The organism is Microbacterium sp. BF1, assembly GCF_019279095.1.
Taxonomy (GTDB): domain Bacteria; phylum Actinomycetota; class Actinomycetes; order Actinomycetales; family Microbacteriaceae; genus Microbacterium; species Microbacterium maritypicum.
The window spans coordinates 1-606 of sequence record NZ_JAGYWT010000834.1 but is presented as its reverse complement, the minus strand read 5'-3'; the positions used below and the strand labels follow the sequence as shown (position 1 = coordinate 606).

1 pseudogene is annotated in these 606 nt (G+C 70.1%); it reads left to right on the top strand.

The window, feature by feature from the left end:
• A pseudogene (locus tag KZA10_RS17080) lies at nt 1-606 on the top strand (chromosome segregation protein SMC); the annotation flags it as partial.

The following is a 606-nucleotide window of genomic DNA, read 5'->3' as shown; positions in this document are numbered from 1 at the left end:
GCTCATCGACACGGCTGCCGACGCTTTCGCACTGGCGATGGATGCAGCGGAGCAGCGGAGGGGCGTGGTCGACTTCGTCATCGCTGACGCGTTCAGACCCGACCCGGTGCTCCCCGTCGTCGCAGGGGTCACGCCCGCCGTCGACACGGTCACGGCTCCCGACGGCGTGCTCGGCGTGTTGTCTCATGTGCTGATCGCCGACGATCTGGACTCGGCGCGGGCGGCACGAGCGGCTCTCGATGCGACGGGCGACACCTTCACGACCATCGTCACGGTCGCGGGTGAGGTCGTCACGGCCCAGACCTTGCGCACTGGTTCCGGGGGAGAGCGCTCCCGCTTGGAGCTCGCTGCCGAGAGGGACGCCGCGACCGAGCGGCTCGCCGAGATCCAGATCGTCGTCGACTCACTCCGCGAAGCGCGCGAGGAGGCGAACGAGGCGGTCGAGACGACCAGACGTCAGGCCAAGGACGCGTTGCGGGCACTTCGGGAGCACGATGCGGCTCTGGCCACCCACGCCGAGCAGGTCAACCGCGTCACGGTGCGCCACGAATCCGCTGTCGCCGAGTGCGAGCGCCTCGAGACGGGGCTCGCACAGGCGCAGTCCGC